This window comes from Bradyrhizobium sp. 14AA, assembly GCF_054185205.1.
This window is the reverse complement of record NZ_JAVAYM010000009.1, coordinates 1-20,392: the sequence shown is the minus strand read 5'-3', so window position 1 is coordinate 20,392 and position 20,392 is coordinate 1. Positions and strand designations below refer to the sequence as shown.

The following is a 20,392-nucleotide window of genomic DNA, read 5'->3' as shown; positions in this document are numbered from 1 at the left end:
TGCACGCTTACCCTCCCCTGGAGGGGTCCGGGACGAGCGTAGCTCGCCCGTGGGTCGGCTCACATTGAGCGCAGCGAAAATGTGAGACGGGGTGGGGTGACGGTCTCTCCCCATCCAACGGTGCCCGAGTGGAGAGATCACCCCACCCCGCTCGCGCTGCGCGCGATCGACCCTCCCTCTCCAGGGGAGGGTAAGAGAGTGTGCCACGCGGAGCGCTCTCAAGAGGAACGAACGCTACGCACGCGCACCCTCACGCCGGCTTCAGCGAGGCCAGTGCGTTCTCCAGCAGCGCGCGCACGCGGGCGGCGTCGCCGGATTTCACCACGGCGGGATCGAGATAGAGCTCCAGCCCCGGCGCGCGCTCGGTGATGACGCCGCTGCGCTCCGCCGCCGCGTCGTTCAGCGCATCGACCGAATACGGAATGACCTCGCGGCTGATGCCTTTCATCGTAATGGCGGGCAGCGCGTGGGCGCGGACGATGTCGCTGACCAGTGCGAAGGTCTCGTAGCTCAGCACGATGCCGCCGGGCTCGGCGATCGATTGCAGGCGCGCGGCGAGGTTCGCCTCGGCACCGATGATGGTGTAGTCCATGCGGTCGCTGCTGCCGAAATTGCCGACATTGCAATAGCCCGAATTGATGCCCATGCGCGAGCGGAACGGCTGCTCAATGCCGGAGGCACGCCATTTCGCATTGAGCTCGGCAAGGCGCTGCTGCATGCGCCAGGCCATCTGGAGACAGGCCTGCGCATCCGCGCGGTCACCCTTGGTCTCGGGATCGCCGAAGAAGATCAGCATGGCGTCGCCGATGAACTTGTCGACGGTACCGCCATATTCGAGGGCAATCGCCGACATCTCGGTGAAATATTCATTGAGCAGTTGTGTCAGCTGCTCGGGCTGGAGCCGCTCCGCGGTCGCCGTGAAATTCTGGATGTCGGAGAAGAAGATCGTGAGCTTCTTGCGCTCGGTGTGGATGGTGACGTCCTTCTGGCCGGAGAAGATGCTCTTGTAGACCTGCGGCGGGATGTAGCGCGAGATCTTCATCGAGAGCGAGGCGAGGAAGTCGTTGGTGGATTCGAGCTCCTTGTTCATGCCCTTGATGCGGCTCGCCTGGCGGCGCTGCAACGAGAGGAACGACAGGCCGCTTCCCGCGGCGATCAGGAAATAGGCCAAGAGGAACTTGAACGAGAAGATGTTGGCGGCGATGGGCTGGGCGATGATCACCTCCTGGATGCCCCTGACGTCGCCGACCTTCCAGTCCTTCTTCGGGCTCTCGGGGTGGCTGTTGTGGCAGCTCACGCAGGCCGGGCCCATCGTGACGGGAGCGACCAGGCGGACCTTGTCGGAGAACAGCGAGGTGTCGGTCTCCACGATCTTCTGCTCGGGGTCCTTGCGCAGCGCATCGAGCGCGTCCTTCTCGAACTTGTCGAGCTGGTGCGGCACGCGGTTCTGGAACGGGAAGTCCGAGACGAAGCGATAGCTGATGTTCTCCTGCTGCGCGCCGATCACCCGTCCGAGCTCCAGCGACAGCGTCGCGGGAATCGGGATCGCGCCGGGCACGGATTCGTAATTGTGAACGACCCTGGTCGTGCCGTTGGGATTGGCGAGGATGCGCCCGACCACGTTGGTCGCGTAATAGCTGCGCACGCTCGTGATGACCGAATTGAGGTCGGCGGCCTGGCGGCGCAGCGCGGTCTTGCTGAGCTCGGTCAGGTCCAGCCACACCGCGAGCGGCAGGGCAAGCAGGAGGAAGGCGATCACGGCCCCGATGAGGACGCCGCTCTTGCGCTGTTCTTCGGCGATCTCTTGTTTCACTCTGTGGCTCCGTTGTGTGCGATTTTGTCGCAAAGTCCAGGGATTCGCGGCAAAGAATGCGGCGGCACAGAGCCAACAAAAGCAGGCCGGCGCAACCCCATTTCATGGTGGTCGCGGCAGGCGCCTTTTCGTTTCATCACAACCGTTTAAGATCGGCATGAACCTGCATTCACTCCGCCGGGAGATCCCATGACCGAGACCATCCGCATCAAACGCTTCCACGCGCGCCCCGTGATCGTGCCGATGAACCTGCCGCTGCAAACCTCGACCGGGGCCGTCGCAAAAGCACCGCTGGTGCTGATCGACTGCGAGACCGACCAGGGCGCGGTGGGGCACGCCTATCTGTTCTCGATCACGCCTTCGGCCCTGAAGCCGCTGACCGCGATGGTCGCCGAAATGTCGGAACTCGTCGCCGGCGACGAGCTGCTGCCGTTCGAGATCGAGCGCAAGCTGACCCAGCGCTTCACGCTGCTGGGGCTCGCCGGCCTGCAGCGGCTGGCGCAATCCGGCATCGACATGGCGGCCTGGGATGCACTCGCCCGTAGCAAAGGCCTGCCGCTCGCCCGCCTGCTCGGCGGCGCGCCGAAACCGGTCAAGGCCTACAATTCGAAGGGCCTCGGCATCATGCCGGCGGGTGCCGCAGTGGAGGAGGCGCACAAGCTGCTGGCCGAGGGTTTTCACGCCGCAAAAATCCGCGTCGGCCGGCCCGATGCGCGGGAGGATCAGGCGATGGTGCGCGCGGTGAGAAAGGCGGTCGGCGACAAGGTGACGCTGATGTGCGACTACAACCAGGCGCTCACGGTGACTGAAGCGATCCGCCGCGGCGAGATGCTCGACGACGAGGGCTTGAGCTGGATCGAGGAGCCGATCCGCCACGACGATTACGAGGGCTGCGCCCGCATCGCGGACGCGCTGCGCACGCCGGTCCAGATCGGCGAGAATTTCGACAGCGCCTTTGCGATGCAGTCGGCGCTATCGGCGGAAGCCTGCGACTACGTGATGCCCGACGTGCAGCGCATCGGCGGCGTCACCGGCTGGCTGCGTGCCGCCGCGCTCGCGCACGCCGCCGGCATCGAGATGTCGACGCATCTGTTCTCGGAAGTCAGCGCGCACCTGCTCTGCGTGACGCCGACCGCGCACTGGCTGGAATATGTCGACTGGGCCGACGCGGTGCTGTCGACGCGTCTGACAATCAAGGACGGCTTTGCGCTGCCGGGCGAGGAGCCGGGGAACGGGATCGCGTGGGACGAGGCGGCGGTGAAGAAATATCTCGTGATATAAGGCCGTCTGTCGCCGCGTCGATCAACGATCGACGGACCTACGACCGAACAGCGGCGATCATACTCAGCTCGACGGGAGCCCCTCGCGGCAACTCGGCGACGCCGACGGACGTACGCGTGTGACGACCGCGATCGCCGAGGCGCTCGATCAGCCGGTCGGAGGCACCGTTCATGACTTGCGACTGTTGGGTAAATCCAGGCGCCGAGGCGACGTATCCCACGAGTTGCAGGACCTGGACGATCTTGTCCTCTCCGCCCGTTGCGTGGTTGATGGCCGCAACACAGAGCTCGGCGCAGAGGGCCGCAGCTTCTTGTGCGGCCGCGATATCGACACCTGCACCGACCTTGCCCGCATACAGCAGGTCTTCGCCGCGGCGCGGCAGCTGACCACTGACATACGCAATTCCACCATGGATGATCACCGGCAGGTAGTTGCCGCCGGGCTTGTTCACGCTGCTCATCTCGCCAGCCTGCCTTCTTTTCACATCCGGTTTTCACATCCGGCGAAGCGACGCATTTCGCCGAACGCCATAATTCGATCGCACCAAGCTCGTTGCCGCGGTGGATGACCGGACAATGGCAGGCGGCTAGTCATGGATCAAGGCTGCGAAGTTTTTGCGTGCCGAAGGCGGCAGACCCAGCCCGACAAGACCTCGCCTGCGCGCATTGCGCAGCGGCGGCGCGCGCGATAACGATGCCCTCATGACCACCTGGCGTCCGCATCCTCACATCCGCGTCGTCGCGATCGGCCTGCACTGGCGGGACGGGCGGCTGCTGGCGGCCGAGGTTCGCGACGATGCGGGCCGGCTCAAGGGCGTGCGTCCGCTCGGCGGCGAGATCGAGTTCGGCGAGAGCTGGCGGGCCGGCCTGGTGCGGGAATTCAACGAAGAGCTCGGCATCGACATCACGCTCAGGGGCGAGCCGTCGATGCTGGAGAACATCTTCGTGCACGAGGGAGCGACCGGGCACGAGGTGGTGTTCATCTCCGAAGTGGCGTTTCCCGAGGCTGCGTTCCGCGGTCAGGACCATATCGACTTCAGGGAAGACAACGGGGCCGAGATCGTCGCCCGCTGGTTCGACCTTGCCGATCTCGACGTGGACGGCGGCCCGAGCCTTTATCCGACCGGGCTCAAGCAGCTGCCGCTGGGAGGAAAGAGCAGGACTGCGTGAAGGGCGGCCCCTTCACCGGCCCTTGCTATCATCACGCCGGTAGCGGAAGTCGCAATGATCGGCGCCCTGCATGATCGTCTGCGTGCGCGTGAGCGTGACATCGGGGCCGAACCCTTCCGCGGTCGCGAAATCGGCGGTGCAGACCAGGAGAAAGCCGAGCTCGGGCGCGCCCAGCGCCTTGTAGAACTCGGCATAGGCGCACCGCTTCACGTCGAAGGCGAAGGCCTCCGGCGTCTGCTCGATGACGTCATAGGCGAGCGCATCGTCGCAGGCTTAGGTTCTGAAGGCCGACGAGACGGCCTTGCCGAGATCGGTCTCGTTCTTCGTTTTCCAGAATTCCTCGCCGAAGCCGCGATAGAGATCGCCGAGCGCCTTGCGCACCAGCGCGTTGGCGCGCGCCTCGCCGAGCTCGGCCTGGAGCGCCCTGACCAGCGGCACCAGCACCTGCGCCTGGATCTTTGCCTGTTCGATGACGGAAACGCTCATTGCCAGAGCCTCGCATCTTGAGTGAGAGCGCCACGCAACAATCTCGAAACGATAACCCAATTCTAGTCTGAGACGAGCGTTTGCCCTTCAGCTCCACAGCCGGCCGAATCTCCGCGGCATCCACCAGGCCTGGCAACGAATTTGTGATGCAGTGGTGGCTGCGGATCGCGCGATCCTGAAAGCCCGGCGAAGCGGCTAATGGTATTACGACCGTCATTCAAATAGAGAGGCGAGTATGATCCGTTCCGAGATGTCTTCAGGCTCGATCCAGCCACGTGCACGACGTCGTCGTGTTGCGCCAATCGCAGCCGCGCTGTTTCTTGCCGTGACGTTCAGCTCAGGCGAACGCGCGCAGGCTGCCGCCAACGATGCCGAGGCGCGAACCATCTTCGAAAAATTCATTGCCGCGCAGAATGCGCATGATGCGGACGGTGTGAAGGCCATGCTCTGGAATTCGCCCGGCACGCTGCTGTTTGCGAGAGGCATCGAGACGAGAGGCCGCGATGCGATCGCCGACCGGTTCAAGGGATATTACGAGGGCACCTGGCATCTCGAACCCGACATGGCGAAATTCCACGTCGCCGTGATCTCGAACGAGGTCATGCAGGTCCTCGTCCCCATCGTTTTCACACGCGCCCTCCCGGACAAGCCGGCGCAACAGAATACGTTTTTGATCAGCTAGACCTATGTGCAGGACGCGACCGGCTGGCACGTCGCTTCCATCCTGCCGGTCGCGAACACGGAACTGAAGTAGATTGACGGCTTGCCGAGCCGAAGCTCACGGCGGCAGCCCGCCTGCGCCCTTTGGGCTTCGGCGTTCGGAGCAGGACGCGCCAGTCCGTCTACGCTCTGCGAGCTACGCCGGACACGCTTCGCCGCAATTTTCCAGGCTGTGCCACGCGGAGCCGAAGGCGAAGCGTGGTGGGCGCGACAGGGATCGAACCTGTGACCCCTACCATGTCAAGGTAGTGCTCTCCCGCTGAGCTACGCGCCCTAATAGTCCACTTGCGTCGGGTGGGGTCCCTATAACGGCTCAGGGGACCCTGTGCAAGGACGGAACGGGGCCGATTTAGGCCGCCAGCATCTTGTTCACTTCGCTGACCAATTCGCGCAGATGCACGGGCTTGGACAGCACCTTGGCGTTCTTGGGGGCGTCCGAATCCGAGTTCAGGGCGACCGCGGCGAAGCCGGTGATGAACATGATCTTGATGTCGGGGTCGAGTTCCGAGGCCCGGCGGGCGAGCTCGATTCCGTCCATCTCCGGCATCACGATGTCGGTCAGCAGCATCTCGAACGGCTCTTCACGCAACCGCTGATAGGCGGCCATGCCGTTGTCATGGGACGAGACCTGAAAACCGGCGTTTTCCAGCGCCTTGACCAGGAAACGGCGCATGTCGTTGTCGTCTTCGGCGAGCAGGATCTTTGGCATGGCAGGAAACGTCGAATCCCCAGAGGATATCAGCAGAGCTTACTAAGCCCGACAGAGGGTAAATTTGGGGTGAAAATCTTTACCCTGGCAGCTCGCGCTGCCGGCTCCTTGTGAACCCGAATGGGCTCCGAATCAATCGAGCCGCGCCGGCCCATCCCCGCTTCCCTGCCCGCACGGTTAAGACATGTTCCAAGGCGGTTTCCAGGCCGATCACATCTTTTCGCTTGGCAGAATGGTTGCGATTCCGGACAATGACGACACATAAGAGCCGCTCGATCGGCCGAATCAATGCGATTTGGACCCTGCCGAATTCCTGTGCGCCAGGGCGAAGCCTGAGACCAAGGGACGAAGCCTGAGAAGATGACCCGGTTTGACGGCGACATGTCGCCAGCCTTCGAGATCTTTGAGCCCGCCGAATGGCGCGCGCCCGTCATCTTCAACTCGCCCCATTCCGGCTCGACCTATCCGGACGAATTCCTGAACGCCTCGAAGATCGACCTGCCGACGCTGCGGCGGTCCGAGGATTCCTTCATGGACGAGCTGATCGGCCATCTCAGCGACCGCGGCTTCCCGACCGTGCGGGTCAACTTTCCCCGCTCCTATGTCGACGTCAATCGCGAGCCCTATGAGCTCGATCCGCGGATGTTCAGCGGCCGCCTGCCGAGCTTTGCCAATACCCGCTCGATGCGGGTCGCGGGCGGTCTCGGCACCATCCCGCGCGTGGTCGGCGACGGCCAGGAGATCTATCGCGACCGCATCCTGGTCGACGATGCGCTGGGGCGGATCGAGACGCTGTACAAGCCCTATCATCGCGCGCTGCGCCGGCTGATCAACAAGGTGCACCAGATGTTCGGCACCGTGGTGCTGGTCGACTGTCACTCGATGCCCTCGGTCGGCGTCAGCAGGGACGAGCCGCGCCGGCCCGACGTCGTGATCGGCGACCGCTACGGCACGAGCTGCACGCCGCTGCTGCCTGACCGCGTCGAGGAGACCATGACGAGCCTCGGCTATTCGATCGGCCGCAACAAGCCCTATGCCGGTGGCTTCATCACCGAGCATTACGGCAACCCGGCGAGCGGACTGCACGCGGTGCAGCTCGAGTTCAACCGCGCGATCTACATGGACGAGCGCCGGCGCGAGCGCGGCCCGCGCTTTGCGCAAGTGGCAAGCGACTTCGGCGTGCTCGCCGACGTGCTGGCGACCACGATCCCGTTCGGCGATCTCGGCCCGTTCCAGGCCGCGGCGGAATAGGCGCGACTTTTTTCAAGCGACGGGTGCGGTGAAGGATCGGCGCGAACGCGTTTTCGCTTCGCATCGTTGCGCGCCTCGAAACGAAAACAGGCGACATAAGAAAAAAGGGCCGCTTCTGATGAAGAAGCGGCCCAAGTCTAGGGAGGAAACGCCCAAGGAGGGCAGCGGTAACGCAGAGCGCTACCGCACCGCAACAATATGCGGCCGCGCCGCACAAAGTGCAAGGGCTTTTGAGCCGTTTCCCATGCAATACGCACATGGCTCAATTGCTTTAAGAGAAACCCAGATTCAGTTTCTTTGATAAGGAAATTCAATGGGTTGATAGTCATTTGCATACGAACAAGGCATGTTCGGAACTAAGTTTTCAACTCCGTGATCGATATTTGGCCAGCGGGTGGCTCGAATGAGGCAGTGCCTCTCTGCATTCAAAATACCAGGGTGCAAATCAAGACAGCGCTGCACGCGGGAGGCGAATTGAGCTAGGCAAGAGCGAGCTTCACCCAACTTTCGCTTTGAGGAACTCACCGTGACGGTGATCGACTTCTCCGCCTTCATCGGACGGCTCGCCACCGCCTCCGGCGAAACCATCCTGCCGTTCTTCCGCACCTCGCTGTCGATCGACGACAAGAGCAAGACCAAGGATTTCGACCCCGTGACGGAGGCCGACCGCGCCGCCGAGGCGGTGATGCGGCGGCTGATCAAGGCCAGCTTCCCCCAGCACGGCATCGTCGGCGAGGAATTCGGCAATGAGCGCGAGGACGCCGACTATGTCTGGGTGCTCGACCCCATCGACGGCACCAAATCCTTCATCGGCGGCTTTCCAATCTGGGGGACGCTGATCGCGCTGCTGCACAAGGGTGCGCCGGTATACGGCATGATGCATCAGCCCTTCATCGGCGAGCGGTTTTCCGGCGACAACGGTTCGGCCAACTATAAAGGCCCCTCCGGCGAGCGCCGGCTCCAGGTCCGTCGCTGCGCCTCGCTCTCGGAAGCCACGACCTACACCACCAGCCCGCTTCTGATGAACGAGCGCGACCGCGCCATTTTCGGCCGCATCGAGAAGGGCGCGCGGCTGTCGCGCTATGGCGGCGACTGCTACTCCTATTGCATGCTGGCGGCAGGCCATGTCGACCTCGTGGTCGAAACCGAGCTGAAGCCCTACGACATCGCAGCCTTGATCCCGATCGTGACCGGCGCCGGCGGCGTCGTCACCACCTGGGAAGGCAAGCCGGCCCAGGGCGGCGGCCGCATCGTCGCGGCCGGTGACGCAAGAGTTCACGAAGAAGCACTGAAGCTGCTCAACCAATAACAAACGCGGGCGGGAGGCTTGCATGACCATCTCACGCAGGTCGCTCGTTAGATTGTTTTTGGGATTGTTCCTGCTGCTGCCGTCAGCGGTGGCGTCGGCGCAGAATTTTCCGGCCAAACCGATCAAGCTGATCGTGCCGTTCCCGGCCGGCGGGCCCAATGACATCATCGCCCGCGTGATCGGCCAGCGCATGTCGGAGTTGTCGGGACAGCCGGTGCTGATCGACAATCGCGGTGGTCAGGGCGGCGTGCTCGGCACCGATGCGGTCTCGAAGGCTCCGCCCGACGGCTACACTATCGCGATCTCTTCCGCCGGCGCGCTCGCGATCAGCCCGAGCATGGAGCGGGTCGCCTACGACACCTCGAGCGACCTCACGCCGGTGACGCTGGTCGCGACCGTGCCGGAGATGCTTGTGGTGGCGACCAATGTGCCGGCCAAGGACATCGGCGAATTGATTGCGCTCGCCAAGGCGCAGCCCGGAAAACTCAACTTCGCCTCCTCCGGCCCCGGCAGCCTGCCGCATCTGGCCGGTGAATTGTTCAAGCTGACGGCGAAGATCGACATCGTCCACGTGCCCTATCGTGGCGCGGCACCCGCGGTGGACGATCTGCTGGGCCAGCAGGTGCAGATGACGTTCCTGGATCTTCCGGTGCTGTTGCCGCAGGTCAAGGCCGGCGCGCTGAAGCCGATCGCGGTGGGCTCCGCCGAGCGCTCCCCGACCGCGCCCGAGGTGCCGACCACGGCGGAAGCGGGCTTCCCCGATCTGCGCATCGAGAACTGGTACGGCATGGTCTCGCCGAAGGGCACGCCGAAGGAGATCGTCACGGCGCTGCATGCCCTCGCGACCAAGGCGATGGCGGATCCCGCGGTGAAGGAGAAGCTCACCGCACAGGGCGCGACGCTGGTCGGCGACGAGCCGGAACATTTTCGCCAGTTCATCGCGGATGAGACGAAGAAGTGGGCGAAGGTGATCAAGGACGCCGGGGTCGAGACGGCGAGGTAGGAGCCGATTTCACCTCTCCCGCTTAGCGCACCGCCGATGCGGAACGCATGAAGTCCTCCCTCACACCGCCTCTGCCCGCAAATGCTCCACCAGCATCTTGGCCGGCCGCGGCAATCCCTTGAAGCTCCGTGCGCAGATCACGAGCTTGCGGTTGGCCCAGGTATCGCGCAGGCGGACCATGGCGAGGGGCATCAGCTTGGCGCAGCGGCGGGCGGCGGATATCGGCACCAGGGCGATGCCGACGTCGGCGGCGACCATCTGGCAGATCGCGTCGAAATCGCGCAGGCGCGCGCGGTAGTGCGGCCGCATGCCGAGCCGCGCGGCGTGCTTCGAAATGTGCATCTGAAGCGCGGTGGCGCTGGTCAGCCCGACGAAGTCGCAAGCTGCCGTCTCCTGAAAATCGATCTGGCGGCGGCCCGCGAACGGACCGCGCCGCGACGTCACCAAGGTCAGGTGATCCTCGCTGAAGACGAAGCGCTCGATATGATCGGGCAGCGCGTGCTCGGCGGCGAAACCGAGATCGGCGGCACCGGCGGTGATCGCGGCCGCGATGTCGGTGCTCTCGCGCTCCTCGATGTCGATGGCGACGTCGCGATGCTCGCGCAAGAATCCGGCCAGCGCCTTCGGCAGATGCTCCGACAGCCCCGAGGTGTTGACGAGAAAATGCACACTCGCGCGCACGCCGCTGGCAAAGCCGGCGAGATCGCCACGCATGGCGTCGATCTGGTGGATGACGACGCGCGCATGGTCGAGCAGGCTCTCGCCGGCCGCAGTCAATTCGACCCCGCGGCGCCCGCGCTTGAGCAGCGCGACGCCGAGCGCATCTTCGAGCCCCTTGATGCGCGCACTGGCCGATGCCAGCGCCAGGTTCGACCGCTCGGCGCCGCGGGTGATGCTGCGCTGGTCTGCGACCGCGATGAAAAGCTGGAGGTCGACGAGGTCGAAACGCATGGCGGGTCCCTCCTCAGGCTTCGTTCGAAACGAAGGCTGTCTCCGTAACCTCCAGATTGTGCCTGATCGCGGCATCGGTCAATGTGCTGACATGATCGACCCGCTTCTCATTGTCATCGCCGCCGTCTTCCTGATCGCCGGATTCGTCAAGGGCGTGGTCGGCCTCGGCCTGCCGACCGTGTCCATGGGCCTGCTTGCGGTGAGCATGGCGCCGAGCCGCGCGATCGCCATCGTCATCGTGCCCGCCATCGTCACCAACATCTGGCAGACCTTCGTCGGCCCGCATTTGCGCGACATCCTGAGGCGGCTGTGGCCGCTGATGATCGGGACCGTGATCGGCTGCTGGCTCAATGCCGGTGCGCTGACCGGCCCGCATGCGCGCTACGGCACGATCGTGCTTGGCGTCCTGCTCGTCGTCTATGCGATCATCGGGCTGAACAAATTCCAGTTCCGCGTCGCGCCGCAAAACGAGAAATGGGTCGGCGGCGTGGTCGGTGTCGTCACCGGCGTGATCTCGGCCTCGACAGGCGTGCAGGTGATCCCCTCGATGCCGTTCATGCAGGCGATCGGCATGGAGAAGGACGAGCTGGTGCAGGCGCTCGGCGTGTTCTTCACGACGGCGACGCTGGCGCTCGCCTTCAACCTCACCGCCGGCGGATTGCTGACGCCGGCCAATGCCGTGCCGGGCGCCGTCGGCATGGCCATGGCCTTTGCCGGCATGTTCATCGGCCAGTCGGTGCGCGCACGGATGCCGGCGGAAGCATTTCGCCGCTGGTTTCTGATCGCGATGATCCTGCTCGGCCTTTATCTGGCTGGCAGCGCGCTGGTGAAGGAATTCGCCTAGAAAAGAACGTAGGGTGGGTTAGCGTCGCGGATTGCGCACAGCGCAAGTCGCGAGGCGTAACCCACCAACTTCGTTCCGCATTCGAGGAGACATGGTGGGTTACGCTACGCTAACCCACCCTACGCAGCCTCATGTCATCCGTTCGAACGAGCTACCGCGTCTCCAGCATGGCGACGCGAATGCCGAGATAGATGAAGAGGCCGCCGAGGGCGCGGTTGACCCAGGCGATCGCCCCCTCGGATTTGCGCAGCCGGTGTGCGGCTTTCGCCGCGAACGCCGCAAGCACCAGGCACCACAGCGTCCCCGTAAAGATGAAGATCAGGCCGAGCGTGAGGAAGGCGAGCGGCTTGTGGGGCGCGTCGGCTGCGACGAATTGTGGCAGGAAGGCCAGGAAGAACAGCGCGACCTTCGGATTAAGCGCGTTGGTGAAGACGCCCTGGAGGAAGACCCGCCGCAGCGAGCTTCGCTCGGCCTCATCCCGGACCGCGGTCAGCACGGGGCGCGACCACAGCATCTGGAGGCCGGTGACGACCAGATAGGCCGCGCCGACCAGCTTCAGGATCGAGAAGGCGGTCGATGAGGCCATCAGCAGGGCCGAAAGGCCGATCGCAGCGCCCGCCACATGGAAAAAGCAGCCGCAACTGATGCCGAATGCGGCCGCGGCCCCGCCCCGCCAGCCCATCTGCATGCTGCGGCCGATCACATAGACCGTATCCGGCCCCGGCGTGATGTTGAGCAGCACGCCCGACAGGATGAAGAGCCAGATTTCGTGAATGCCCAGCATGTAAGGTACCCAGGTCGGCCTCGAGAAGCGGGCTTATTCGGTTCGGCCGCCGGCGTCTACCACCGGGATTGCGTGGGATTTACGTCGAATTTGCAATGCGGATCATACTTCCGCTCGGCCTCATCTGCTTTATAAAGGCAGGGTTCTTGAAATGCGGGATTCGAGGCGACTGCCACGCCGTGGCCGGTCCTCGGTCTGTTGGAGCTCTCGGGATATGGAAAGACGTCTGGCTGCCATCGTCTGCGCCGATGTCGCCGGCTATTCGCGCATGATGGGCAGCGACGAGGCCGGCACCCATGCCGCCTTCAAGGCCCATCGCAGCGCGATCCATCCCATCATCCTCAATCACGGCGGCCGCGTCGTGAAGAACACCGGCGACGGCTTCCTGCTGGAGTTTGCCTCGATCGTCGGCGCCACCGAGGCGGCGATCGCGATGCAGACGCTGATGGCGGAGCGCAACCACCACCTGCCGGCCGACCGCGCCATGCAATTCCGGCTCGGCATCCACATGGGTGATGTCATCGCCGACGAGGACGAGGTCTTCGGTGACGATGTCAACATTGCCGTCCGCCTCGAATCCGTGGCCAGCCCCGGCGGCTTCGCGATCTCGGCCAAGGCCTATCGGGAAGCGAGCAAGCATCTCACCGTGCTGCTGACCGACGCCGGCAACCATCGCTTCAAGAACATCAAGGATGCGGTCGGGGTCTGGACCTGGACGCCGGAGGGTGCCCCGGCGCTCGCGCCCGAATTGAGGGAAGCGTCCGCGCTCTCGCAGCAGTACCGCACCGCCATCGTTGGCGTGCTGCCCTTCGCCAATCTCAGCGACGCCCAGGACGAATATTTCTCCGACGGCCTGACCGAAGACCTGATCCACGCGCTGTCGCTGCAATCCTTCTATCGCGTGCTGAGCCGCAACTCGACCTTCGCCTTCAAGGGCAAGAACACCAGCACCCGCCTGATCGCGCGCGAGATCGACGCCACCTATCTGATCCAGGGTTCGGTGCGGCGCGCCGGAGCCAAGATCCGCGTCACCGCCGAGTTGATCGCACCGGAGACCGGCGAGCAGCTCTGGACCGGCCGCTACGACCGCGACATCGGCGACCTGTTCGCGATGCAGGACGAGATCACCACCAATTTGTCCGCCGCCATCGCCACCGAGATCGTCCGGGCCGAAGCCTCGGCACCCGCGCGGCTCTCGACCGACGTGACCGCCTGGGACCGCTTCCTCAAGGGGCTGTCGCATTACTACCGCCAGACCAAGGAAGATCTGGCCACCGCCGTGGACCTGTTCCGGGAGGCCATCAGGGTCGATCCCAAGCTGTCGATCGCGCATGCCTATCTCGCCACGATCCAGATCCAGAGCATCCAGTTCGGCTGGGTGAAGGGCACGCGGGAGATGTGGGCCGAGGCGATGCACCTCGCCGAGACCAGCGTCCGGCTCGACCCGCGCTCCTCCTTCGCGTTCTCGATCCTGTCCTGGGCTCACGGCATGGAAGGCCATTACGAGGCCGCGATGGATGCCGCCAAGCGTGCGGTCGCGCTCAACCCTTACGACAACGGCGCGCGCGGCGTGCTCGGCATCTGCCATTTCATCATCGGCGAGCATCGCGAGGCGATCGAGCTGTTCTCGATGGCCTCGCAGCGCGACAACAGCGATCCGCGCTATCAATGGACCGCGCTGAACGCATTCAGCCATTATCTCCTAGGGCAATATGACGCGACCCTGTCGTGGGCGCGCGAGCAGCTCTACATCAACCCCAACCACATGCAGGCGCTGGCGATCCGCGCCGCGGCGCTGGCGCAACTGGGGCGGAACGAGGAGGCGTTCGAGGCGGCGGGCGTGCTCATGGGCAACTATCCGACTCTCAACGTCGACCGTCACTTGCGCAATTTCCACTGGAAGCGGCCCGAGGACCTCGCCCATTACCGCGAGGGGCTTCTGAAAGCGGGCGTGCCGCTCAGCAAGCTGACCCTGGTCCAGAGCGACCTGAAGCGCGCCGCCGAGTCCTGAGCGCCGCGATCCCCTGCGTCCCCCGTGCAGTTCGCCTGCTCTTATTGACAGGACAGTGAATTCAGCCACACTTCGCTACACGCTGAAGTAGTATAAGTTGCTGTCGGTTTGTTAGGACTTTCCGCGCTTGATCCGCGCGTCCGTATTTCACGATTCGCCGTTTTCAGGATTTTGGGCCATGCATGACCACGCTTCGAAGCCGCCCTTCGATCCCTCGATCCAGGTCTCGCCGAACAATCCCTGTCCATTCCTGCGCGGCCTCGTCGGCGAAGGTTTCGTCGACGGTGGGACCGTCCCGCTCCGGACGCTGTCGCAGACCATCGCAAATGCAAGCGGCGAGGCCGGGCTGAAGAAGACCTCGGCCCGCATCCAGGTCCGCGGCGTCGCGCTGATCGCCAATGGCGCCTGTCACATCCTGCAAAGCATCTTCTGGGGCGCGCAGCTCAATGGCTTGCGCGGCGGCCCGCTCGACAAGCTCGGTGCCGGCTCGCGCATCCTCGGCGTCGACGGGCGCGTCAACGAGGACGAGATCGCGCGGCTCGCCGGTTTCGGCAGCACCTATGCCGATCCCGATGGCGGCACCGAGACCGGGCTCAACGCCTCGCAAATCCAGACCTTCATGAAGGACAATCTCAAGCGCGCCGGCAATCAATCGCGCTGGTACTACCCGATCCTGATGAAGTTCGAATGGCCGGTCCTGCTCAAGATCATGGGCAAGGGTCAGGGTGACGACCGCTATCTCAGCGTGGCCGAGGTGAGGACATTGTTCAACGAGCGCAGATTCCCTGACAGGATCACCCAGCGGGTCGTCAGCCAGCCGGTCACCCCGCCCTCGCTGATCTTGCGCGCTATCGGCGGTCTCGTCGCCGCGCTGCTCGTCTTTGGCGTCGTGGCGCTGCGCTTTCCCGATCAATTCCAGCCGATGCTGCCCAACGTCGTCGGCCAGCTCGTGGCCCCGCCATTGCCGAAGCTCGTCGAAGCCCGGGCTGCATACTGGCTCGAGCAGAACTGGGCGCTGGAGGACCGGCACTGGTTTCATCATGCCAGCCAGGGCACCGCGACCTTCCCGGTGCCCTATAGCTGGTTCATGGCGCTCGAGCAGCCGCGGCTGCATTTCTTCGCAAAGCCCGGGATGCTCCATGACAGCGACCATCTGCAGCGCTTCGGCTTCATCCCGAGCCCGCAGACGATCAACACCGACGACGCCACGCTGCGCCGGTTCGGCTATGCCAATGTCTACGACAAGACGAAGCCGGTGCCGGCGCGGCTCTGGGATCCGCCGGTCAACTGGGGGGCCCAGGCTGAAAACGTCGGCGGCCTGCCCGTCGGGTTTGCGCGCATGACCGGCGTGCCCGATCCCGCGACCGGCAAGGTCGGCGAGGACCGGATCGGTCTGACCTGCGCCGCCTGCCACACCGGCCAGATCCACTACAAGGGCATCGACATCCGCTTCGATGGCGGCCCGGCGATGACCGACCTCAGGAAGCTCGAGATCACGACCGGCCTGTCGATTGCTTACACGCTGCTCGTGCCGGGTCGCTTCACGCGCTTCGCCGACCGCGTGCTCGGCCCCTCCGCCGGCGATGCGGATCGCGATGCGCTGAAGCAGAAGCTGAGTGCGATCGGCACGTTCCTGAAAGACTGGGAAACGACCTACGACAAGACCGTCGCAGGCAAGACGAGGTTCAACGAGAAGACGAAGCAGAACGAACAGCAACAGGACACCGAGGAAGGTTATGGCCGCCTCGATGCGCTCAACCGCATCGGCAATCAGGTCTTCTCGCAGGACATGACTCTCAGCGGCCTCAGCGGCTTCGAGAAGAATCTGCACGCCAAGGATGCGCCGGTCAGCTTCCCGCCAATCTGGACCGTGCCCTGGCTCAAATTCGCGCAATACGACGCGTCCATCGAGCAACCGCTGATCCGCAACGCCGGCGAAGCGCTGGGGGTGACCGCGCTGCTCAATCTGTCCGACACGACACCCAAGGACGCGCTGTTCCGCTCGTCGATGGACATCAAGAATCTGAACTGGATCGAGGATCTGCTGAAGGGATCGGCCCCCCTTCCGAAAAAGCAGCTCTCCGGACTGACGTCGCCGAAATGGCCGTCGGACATCTTCGGCGATGCCGCGTGGAAGATCGATGGCGACCGCGTCAAACGCGGCCGCAAGCTCTATGCGGAGATCTGCGTCGAGTGCCATCTCGGCCCGGTCAACGACCCCGTGTTCGACAGCGAATTTCCGCAGCAGAGCATCTGGTCCTCGTCACGGTGGGAAACCATCGGGGACGACAAATTCCTGAACGAGGTGCAGAAGAGCGTCAGGGGCATGGGAACCGACCCCGCTCAGGCCAGTATCCTGCAGACGCGGACGGTTCAGGTGCCGGGCTTCTTCAAGCTCGATCCCACGCAGAATCTCAATGCCTGGTGGAGCTGCAATCTGCCGGATTATTCTTCGACCGACATGCCGTATTCGCTCGGGCTGATGGTGCTCGTCGACATCGTCAGCCGCAAGGCGATGGACGACGCGAAGATCGACCCGAAGGTTCAGCAGGCCTGGTGGGGCAAGCGCAAGAACTGCCCGAATCCCGGTCCGCAGCCGGCCGAGAAGAATGAGCCGGGCCCCTGGTATCGCGCGCGCCCGCTCAACGGCGTCTGGGCCACCGCGCCTTACCTGCACAACGGATCGGTGCCCTCGCTCTACTGGATGCTGAGCCCCGCGGCCGAGCGCCCCAAATCGTTCTGCATGGGTGGTGGTCGCGACTACGATCCGAAGCAGGTCGGCTTTGCGGTCGCCGACGGCGAGAGCTGCAAGACCGGGCAGTCGCGCTTCTCGACGCGCGCGTCTGATGGCACCGAGATGTTCGGCAACAGCAATGCCGGCCACTCGTTCGATGGCACGCCAGGCCCCGGCAAGGACGGCACCATCGGCCGCGTGCTTAGGGAACAAGAGCGCTACGACCTGATCGAGTATCTGAAGACGCTATGAGTTGCTCTGCTCTCTCGCCCCGCCAGCGGGGCGAGAGAGCAGACCGTCTCTCACTTGAACAGCGGCGTGCCCGGCACGAAGGCGTCGAAGGCGGCCCAGAACTGGGAGCGGTAGCGGTCCTGCTCCTGGAGGATCTCGTGCTTGGCACCGGCGATCACGAGATGGGAGCCGGCGCGCAAATGATAGGCGAACTCCTCGATCGCCGCGGTCGAGACCACGGCGTCGTTGGAGGCCGCCAGCATCAGGATCGGCTGGCGGATCTCGGAGGGATAGTTCATGCCCTTGAAGGTCTGCATCGCGCGGAAGGCGGTGTCGGCCCAGGCGACCGTCGGTGATGCCAGTCCGAGCGTCGGATCCTCCTCCAGGATCGCGGCATTGCGCGCATAGCGCACGGGATCGCTGGTCACGGGATTGTTGATGAAGGGATCGAGCCCGGTGATGCGATCGCTGCCGCCGGGGACGTAGCGGCCGCCCATTCCCATCAGGCGCATCGTCTTCAGCAGCGCCCGCGCCGGAAACGAGGTGGTGCGGCCGGGCAGGTCGATCATCGGCGCCGACAGCACCATGCGGTCGAACCAGCGCTTGCCGGCATGCGCCACCCGCAGCAACACCGTGCCGCCCATGGAATGGGCGAGCGCGAAGAAGGGCGGCGGACAATCCGGCAGCACCACCTGCTGCACGAAGGTCTCGACGTCGATCTCGAAATCGGCGAAGTCGCGGACATAGCCCTTGCGCGGATCGCGCAGGCGGCGCGAGGAGTGGCCCTGCCCGCGCCAGTCGATCATCGCCACCGCAAAGCCGCGGTCGCGCAAATCGCGCACGGTCTCGAAATATTTCTCGATCTGCTCGCTGCGCCCGGTGAAGACGCAGACGGTGCCCTTGCGGCCCGCCGGCGGCGCCCAGCGCGCAAAGCGCAGCTCGACGCCGTCCGGCGTCTTGATGGTGCCGCTGACGACGTCTTCGGGAACGGGATTAGACGGGATCGAGACCAGCGTCATGATGGGAGGTGGTTGGGCGCGAAGGGCTACAAATCAAGGGGCGGAAGCGCCGAAAAGGCGCAAGTGACCGCCCTCTTGAACGCCGTTCCCCTGAACCCATATCACCATGGTGCAGGCCGCTACCAGTGTTTCGGAACCGGAACATCAGGCTGCACACAGACTAAAGCCCGGCCCGATGGCGGGCGGGTTACCCAACAGTCGCTCAATGGAGGACTTGACCATGCGTACCTACGATCTCACCCCGTTCTATCGTTCCACCGTCGGCTTCGACCGCCTCTTCAACCTGCTCGACCAGGCCGGTTCGGACGGCAGCCCCGGTTATCCCCCCTACAACATCGAGCGCACCGGCGAGAACGCCTACCGCATCACCGTTGCGGTCTCGGGCTTCGCCAAGGACGAGCTCTCCATCGTCGCGAAGGAAAACACGCTGACGATCAAGGGCGAGAAAGTCGCCAACGAGAACAGCAAGGCCGAGGTGCTCTACCGCGGCATCGCCGCGCGCGCCTTCGAGCGCGCCTTCCAGCTTGCCGATTTCGTGCAGGTGAAGGACGCCTCGCTCGAGAACGGACTGCTTCACGTCGATCTCGTCCGCGAGATTCCCGAAGCCAAGAAGCCGCGCCAGATCGCGATCAGCACCAGCGCCCCGAAGGCGCAGGTGATCGAGAACGCGGCCGCGTAAGCCGCCGCATAAATCACGCAACGCCACTTCCAGGTTTGAGAAAGCGCCCCGGTGCCCCGGGGCGTTTTTTTGCGTGTTCAATCGTTGGCTCGCGGGAAGCGCCGACACGCCGGCTGGTTTTCGGTCGAACTGGAAATACAGGCTGGGTCTCTCGTTCCACGGTCACCCTCACACTGCGTAAGCTCGCCTGCACGTCTCGTGCGCGCCCGACCAGGACGCTGGTCACAGGCGAGTGATTGAGCGTAACGCCGCCGCCTTGCGCACCGTCCTTTGGCTATCGAACACAAAACAAGACGGAGAACGATCATGTCACTTTGGCGCAGCCTTTTCGTCGCCGCGAGCCTGTTGGCGGCCCCCCTCAGCCTTGCTCACGCGCAAACACCGCAGGCCGTGAAGGCGAAGAACGTCGTGCTGGTGCACGGCGCCTGGGCCGACGGCTCGAGCTGGTCGGAGGTGATCCCGATCCTGCAGGCCGCAGGCCTGCATGTGACCGCCGTGCAGAATCCGCTGTCGTCGCTTGCCGATTCCGTCGAGGCGACCAAGCGCGCGCTGGCCGAGCAGGATGGACCGACGGTCCTGGTCGCGCATTCCTGGGGCGGCACCGTGATCAGCCAGGTCGGCACTGACCCGAAGGTCACCGGCCTCGTCTATGTCGCCGCGCGCGCACCCGATGCCGACGAGGATTTCGTCGCGCTGTCGAAGCAGTTTCCGACCGGCCCGGTGCGCGCCGGCATCGTCGAGCGCGATGGTTACACCAAGCTCTCGGAAGACGCGTTCCTGAAGTACTTTGCCAATGGCGTGAAGCCGGAGCAGGCCAAGGAGCTCTATGCGGTGCAATGGCCGACCGCGGCCTCGATCTTCGGCGGCCGCACCACGGAAGCGGCATGGCGTTCGAAGCCGAGCTGGTACGCGGTGTCGAAGAACGATTACACCATCAATCCCGATCTCGAACGCTTCCTCGCCAAGCGCATGAACGCCACCACGATCGAGCTCGATGCCGGCCACCTCTCGCTGGTCTCACATCCGAAGGAGGTGGCGAATCTGATCCTGGAAGCCGCGGGATATCCGCGGAGCTAGGGACGGCTGCTTCGATGCAAAAAGGCGCCTGAGCATTTCAGGCGCCTTTTGTTTTGCTGCGATGTCGTCCTGGCGAAAGCCAGGACCCATTACCCCAAGCAAACGTTTGGCGAAGACTCCTAGTCCGGTACTCGCACCTCACCCACTCGATAGATCACGCGGTATGGGTCCTGGCTCCCGTGCGCAATTGCGCACTAGGGCCGATCGACATTCAGGATTCCCAAGTGGTTTGATCGCTGATTCATAGAGTTCCGTGATTCGACACGGAGCAGATGATGGCGGCGAAGCGATATGAGCTGACCGAGGCGCAATGGGCGAGGA

Annotated in this window: 17 protein-coding genes, 1 tRNA gene and 1 pseudogene; 11 read left to right on the top strand and 8 right to left on the bottom strand. The window is 64.2% G+C overall.

The annotated features are described in order from the left end of the window. Window positions 1–250 precede the first annotated feature (250 nt). On the bottom strand, window positions 251–1,813 hold the full coding sequence (locus RAD15_RS17775; protein ID WP_458179436.1) for an adenylate/guanylate cyclase domain-containing protein: 1,563 nt from the start codon (window positions 1,811–1,813) through the stop codon (window positions 251–253). A 189-nt stretch (window positions 1,814–2,002) separates the two neighbouring features. Here RAD15_RS17775 and RAD15_RS17770 point away from each other — a divergent pair, with 189 nt between their 5' ends. After that, complete coding sequence (locus RAD15_RS17770; RefSeq protein ID WP_458179435.1) at window positions 2,003–3,094, top strand: enolase C-terminal domain-like protein; 1,092 nt, start codon at window positions 2,003–2,005, stop codon at window positions 3,092–3,094. 37 nt (window positions 3,095–3,131) lie between these two features. Here the strand turns inward: RAD15_RS17770 and RAD15_RS17765 are convergent, their stop codons facing one another. Further along, entirely contained in the window at window positions 3,132–3,554 is a 423-nt protein-coding gene (locus RAD15_RS17765) for a RidA family protein (protein WP_458179434.1), read from the bottom strand. A gap of 241 nt (window positions 3,555–3,795) precedes the next feature. On the opposite strand from RAD15_RS17765, the gene RAD15_RS17760 reads away from it, so the two are divergent. Continuing rightward, window positions 3,796–4,263 carry an NUDIX hydrolase gene (locus RAD15_RS17760; RefSeq protein WP_458179433.1) on the top strand — a complete coding sequence of 156 codons (468 nt, stop codon included), beginning with the start codon at window positions 3,796–3,798 and terminating at the stop codon, window positions 4,261–4,263. Between the two features lie 12 nt (window positions 4,264–4,275). Here RAD15_RS17760 and RAD15_RS17755 read toward each other — a convergent pair. Continuing rightward, window positions 4,276–4,749: pseudogene (locus RAD15_RS17755) on the bottom strand (L-2-amino-thiazoline-4-carboxylic acid hydrolase). Between the two features lie 235 nt (window positions 4,750–4,984). Between RAD15_RS17755 and RAD15_RS17750 the strand changes: the two are divergent. After that, window positions 4,985–5,431 carry a DUF4440 domain-containing protein gene (locus RAD15_RS17750; RefSeq protein WP_458179432.1) on the top strand — a complete coding sequence of 149 codons (447 nt, stop codon included), beginning with the start codon at window positions 4,985–4,987 and terminating at the stop codon, window positions 5,429–5,431. A 237-nt stretch (window positions 5,432–5,668) separates the two neighbouring features. On the opposite strand, the gene RAD15_RS17745 is transcribed toward RAD15_RS17750, so the two are convergent. Together RAD15_RS17745 and cpdR are read right to left on the bottom strand one after the other, a co-directional pair. Beyond that, window positions 5,669–5,743 (bottom strand) — tRNA-Val (locus RAD15_RS17745). A 75-nt stretch (window positions 5,744–5,818) separates the two neighbouring features. After that, window positions 5,819–6,178, bottom strand: a complete 360-nt coding sequence (gene cpdR / locus RAD15_RS17740; protein WP_007597092.1) for a cell cycle two-component system response regulator CpdR — start codon at window positions 6,176–6,178, stop codon at window positions 5,819–5,821. 360 nt (window positions 6,179–6,538) lie between these two features. On the opposite strand from cpdR, the gene RAD15_RS17735 reads away from it, so the two are divergent. The 3 genes from RAD15_RS17735 to RAD15_RS17725 all read left to right on the top strand — a co-directional run bounded on the left by RAD15_RS17735 (window position 6,539) and on the right by RAD15_RS17725 (window position 9,741). Then, on the top strand, window positions 6,539–7,429 hold the full coding sequence (locus RAD15_RS17735; protein WP_458179431.1) for an N-formylglutamate amidohydrolase: 891 nt from the start codon (window positions 6,539–6,541) through the stop codon (window positions 7,427–7,429). A 526-nt stretch (window positions 7,430–7,955) separates the two neighbouring features. After that, the gene (gene hisN / locus RAD15_RS17730; RefSeq protein ID WP_458179430.1) at window positions 7,956–8,738 is read left to right on the top strand and encodes a histidinol-phosphatase; all 783 of its coding nucleotides are present in this window, start codon (window positions 7,956–7,958) and stop codon (window positions 8,736–8,738) included. A gap of 22 nt (window positions 8,739–8,760) precedes the next feature. Continuing rightward, a complete protein-coding gene (locus RAD15_RS17725) occupies window positions 8,761–9,741 on the top strand; it encodes a Bug family tripartite tricarboxylate transporter substrate binding protein (RefSeq protein ID WP_458179429.1) in 981 nt (326 codons plus the stop codon). Between the two features lie 60 nt (window positions 9,742–9,801). Here RAD15_RS17725 and RAD15_RS17720 read toward each other — a convergent pair whose 3' ends face one another. Further along, window positions 9,802–10,692 (bottom strand): LysR substrate-binding domain-containing protein, encoded by an 891-nt coding sequence (locus RAD15_RS17720; RefSeq protein ID WP_458179428.1) that lies wholly within the window; start codon window positions 10,690–10,692, stop codon window positions 9,802–9,804. Between the two features lie 91 nt (window positions 10,693–10,783). On the opposite strand from RAD15_RS17720, the gene RAD15_RS17715 reads away from it, so the two are divergent. Then, window positions 10,784–11,536: a sulfite exporter TauE/SafE family protein gene (locus RAD15_RS17715; protein ID WP_458179427.1), complete on the top strand. Its 753-nt coding sequence runs from the start codon at window positions 10,784–10,786 to the stop codon at window positions 11,534–11,536. 151 nt (window positions 11,537–11,687) lie between these two features. On the opposite strand, the gene RAD15_RS17710 is transcribed toward RAD15_RS17715, so the two are convergent. After that, window positions 11,688–12,320: a LysE family translocator gene (locus RAD15_RS17710; RefSeq protein ID WP_458179426.1), complete on the bottom strand. Its 633-nt coding sequence runs from the start codon at window positions 12,318–12,320 to the stop codon at window positions 11,688–11,690. A gap of 214 nt (window positions 12,321–12,534) precedes the next feature. On the opposite strand from RAD15_RS17710, the gene RAD15_RS17705 reads away from it, so the two are divergent. Beyond that, window positions 12,535–14,331 (top strand): adenylate/guanylate cyclase domain-containing protein, encoded by a 1,797-nt coding sequence (locus RAD15_RS17705; protein WP_458179425.1) that lies wholly within the window; start codon window positions 12,535–12,537, stop codon window positions 14,329–14,331. 178 nt (window positions 14,332–14,509) lie between these two features. Then, window positions 14,510–17,317: a di-heme-cytochrome C peroxidase gene (locus RAD15_RS17700; RefSeq protein ID WP_458179424.1), complete on the top strand. Its 2,808-nt coding sequence runs from the start codon at window positions 14,510–14,512 to the stop codon at window positions 17,315–17,317. Between the two features lie 50 nt (window positions 17,318–17,367). Here RAD15_RS17700 and RAD15_RS17695 read toward each other — a convergent pair whose 3' ends face one another. After that, window positions 17,368–18,315 (bottom strand): alpha/beta fold hydrolase, encoded by a 948-nt coding sequence (locus RAD15_RS17695; RefSeq protein WP_458179423.1) that lies wholly within the window; start codon window positions 18,313–18,315, stop codon window positions 17,368–17,370. 220 nt (window positions 18,316–18,535) lie between these two features. On the opposite strand from RAD15_RS17695, the gene RAD15_RS17690 reads away from it, so the two are divergent. Together RAD15_RS17690 and RAD15_RS17685 are read left to right on the top strand one after the other, a co-directional pair. Next, the gene (locus RAD15_RS17690; RefSeq protein ID WP_458179422.1) at window positions 18,536–18,994 is read left to right on the top strand and encodes an Hsp20 family protein; all 459 of its coding nucleotides are present in this window, start codon (window positions 18,536–18,538) and stop codon (window positions 18,992–18,994) included. Window positions 18,995–19,300: 306 nt separating this feature from the next. Continuing rightward, entirely contained in the window at window positions 19,301–20,071 is a 771-nt protein-coding gene (locus RAD15_RS17685) for an alpha/beta fold hydrolase (protein ID WP_458179421.1), read from the top strand. Window positions 20,072–20,392: the final 321 nt, after the last annotated feature.